Raw genomic sequence first — 2,868 nt, 5'->3', positions numbered from 1 at the left:
CTTCTGCTTGCAGTTGGGGAGCCGGAGGAAGTATTTGTAGGGCACCACCCGGCGGTAGATGTCGATTCCCTGGAACCTGTCGAAGCTGCAGGGCAGGGCGTGCTGGGCGCATTTCTGCGTGATGAAGGGCAGGTCGAAATTGTTGCCGTTAAAGTGGATCAGATAGCGGTAGGGCCTGGCAAAATCAAAGAAAGCCCTGATCACGTCCACCTCCTGTTCATAAGCCTGTGCCATCCACTGTATGGTGTGCCATTTCCCTCCCAGGAAATAGGCGCAGCCGATGAGGTACAGATAGGAGGATTTGGCGGTAAAGCCGGTGGTCTCGATGTCGAGAAAAAGCACGCGCTCCAGGGGCGCGAGCCTGTCCAGCGGATAAGTTATCGTAAAGTTCTCCAATGTCTCCTCAGATATTCTCATGACAGCCTCCGTCCCGAACCGTTGAACGGTTCCTAATCTTTCCATGTATATAATATCACATTTTTTAAAATTCCAGTAGTATTTTCCGAAAAAAAATAGTATATTTAAAGTATCTATAAAAATATAGAAGCAAGATTTTGAGAAAGGACTTAAGATAACATGGCGAAGTTGACATTTGTGGGAGGCATACATCCCTACGATGGAAAGGATCTCTCTAAGGACAGGCCCATAGCGGACGTCCTGCCGGGGAATGAGCTGGTGTATCCTCTGTCGCAGCATATCGGGGCCCCGGCCAAACCGATTGTGGCGAAAGGGGACAGGGTGCTCATGGGACAGAAGATTGCCGAGAGCGGCGGATTCGTCTCCGCGCCCATCTACGCATCCGTATCCGGCACGGTGAAGACGCTGGAAGCCAGACGCGTAGTCACAGGGGACCAGGTCATGAGCATCGTGGTGGAGAATGACGGCCAGTATGAGGATGTGGGATTCCGCCCCCGGGAGGACGCGAAGAGCCTGTCCCGTGAGGAAATCGTGGACATCATAAAGGAGGCCGGAATCGTAGGCATGGGAGGGGCAGGCTTTCCCACCCATGTAAAGCTATCCCCCAAGGAGCCGGAGAAAATCGACTATGTGATCGCGAACTGCGCGGAGTGCGAGCCCTATCTGACATCGGACTACCGCAGGATGCTGGAGGAGCCGGAGAAGCTGGTGGGGGGCCTGCGGATCGCCCTGCAGCTGTTTCCCAATGCCACGGGCATCCTGGCGGTGGAGGACAACAAGCCGGACTGCGTCTCCCTGCTCCGGGGCCTGGTAAAGGACGACCCGAAGATTTCCGTGAAGGCCCTGAAGACAAAGTACCCCCAGGGCGGCGAGAGGCAGCTGATCTACGCCACCACGGGCAGGCGGATCAACTCCACCATGCTCCCGGCGGACGTGGGCTGCGTGGTGAACAATGTGGATACCATTGTGGCGGTGTACAGGGCAGTGATGGAGGGGAGGCCCCTGATAGAGAGGATCGTCACCGTCACAGGGGATGCCGTGGCGGTTCCGCAGAACTTCCGGGTGAAGATAGGCACCAGCTACAGCCAGGTGCTGGAGGCCGCGGGAGGCTTCAAGAGCACGCCGGAGAAGATCATCTGCGGCGGCCCCATGATGGGATTCGGCATGTTCGACTTGAATGTGCCCACCACCAAGACCTCCACGGCGCTGCTGGCGCTGTCCAAGGATGAGGTGTCGGCCATGGAGCCGGGGCCCTGCATCAACTGCGGGCGCTGCGTGGAAGTCTGCCCGGGCAGGGTCATCCCCAGCAGGCTGGCGGATTACGCGGAGCGCTTCGACGAGGAGGCGTTTCTGGCGAATTACGGCATGGAGTGCTGCGAGTGCGGCTGCTGCAGCTTCATCTGCCCGGCCAAGCGGCCTCTGACCCAGCAGATCAAGTCCATGCGCAAGATTCTGCTGGCCAAAAAGAAAAAATAGACAGCTACATAAAACCTAGGAGAAAAACTCATGAGCGAATTGTTCAAAGTATCATCTAATCCTCATATTCGTTCCAAAGTGGCCACGAACGGGCTGATGGCGGCGGTGCTCATAGCCCTGATGCCCGCCACAGGCTTTGGAATCTATAACTTCGGGCCAAGGGCCCTGGCGGTGATCGCGGTGACCATCGCCAGCACGATCCTGACGGAATACTTCTTCGGACTCTATAAAGGGAAACTGACGGTGACGGATCTGTCGGCGGTGGTGACGGGGCTGCTGTTGGCCCTGAACCTCCCGGTGACCATCCCCCTGTGGATGGCGGCACTGGGCGGCGTCTTCGCCATCCTGGTGGTGAAGATGCTCTTCGGCGGCCTGGGACAGAACTTCATGAACCCGGCGCTGGCGGCCAGGTGCTTCCTGCTGATCTCCTTCCCCACTGCCATGACGGCCTTCCAGTGCGACGGCTACACAGGCGCCACGCCTCTGGCGGCGCTGAAGGCGGGAGAGGCGGTGGACGTGCTGGATATGGTGATCGGGCGCACCGCGGGCACCATCGGCGAGACCTCGGTGATCGCCATTTTGGCGGGGGCGTGCATCCTGATCCTGTTCGGTGTCATCGACATCCGGATCCCCGGCAGCTACATAGTGACATTCATCCTCTTTGCGGGGATTTTCGGAGGCCACGGCTTCCATCCCGCCTACCTGGCGGCGCAGCTGGCCGGCGGCGGCCTGATGCTGGGCGCGTTCTTCATGGCCACGGACTATGTGACCAGGCCGATTACGATAAAAGGACAATATGTGTACGGCATCGTCCTGGGGCTGCTGACGGGAATCTTCCGTATCTTCGGCCCCGGCGCGGAGGGAGTCTCCTACGCCATCATCCTGGGCAATCTTCTGGTGCCGCTGATCGAGAAATGCACCAGGCCGACTGCTTTCGGATACCAGAAAGGAGGGAGACGTCTTGAAAAATAAGAG

General features: G+C 58.2%; 3 protein-coding genes. 2 read left to right on the top strand and 1 reads right to left on the bottom strand.

Annotation, left to right across the window (positions count from 1 at the left end; genetic code table 11):
- A partial coding sequence (locus Q2B33_RS17875) for a ribonuclease H-like domain-containing protein (RefSeq protein WP_300823391.1) occupies nt 1–417 on the bottom strand: 417 nt, incomplete at its 3' end.
- Between the two features lie 159 nt (nt 418–576).
- On the opposite strand from Q2B33_RS17875, the gene rsxC reads away from it, so the two are divergent.
- Nucleotides 577–1,893, top strand: a complete 1,317-nt coding sequence (gene rsxC, locus Q2B33_RS17870) for an electron transport complex subunit RsxC (RefSeq protein WP_300567943.1) — start codon at nt 577–579, stop codon at nt 1,891–1,893.
- A 30-nt stretch (nt 1,894–1,923) separates the two neighbouring features.
- Complete coding sequence (locus Q2B33_RS17865) at nt 1,924–2,865, top strand: RnfABCDGE type electron transport complex subunit D (protein WP_300567947.1); 942 nt, start codon at nt 1,924–1,926, stop codon at nt 2,863–2,865.
- Nucleotides 2,866–2,868 lie beyond the last annotated feature (3 nt).

It is taken from the genome of uncultured Acetatifactor sp. (genome assembly GCF_948601915.1).
Classification (GTDB): domain Bacteria; phylum Bacillota; class Clostridia; order Lachnospirales; family Lachnospiraceae; genus Acetatifactor.
Note: the sequence above shows the minus strand (reverse complement) of the source record. Positions and strands in the feature narration are given on the sequence as shown.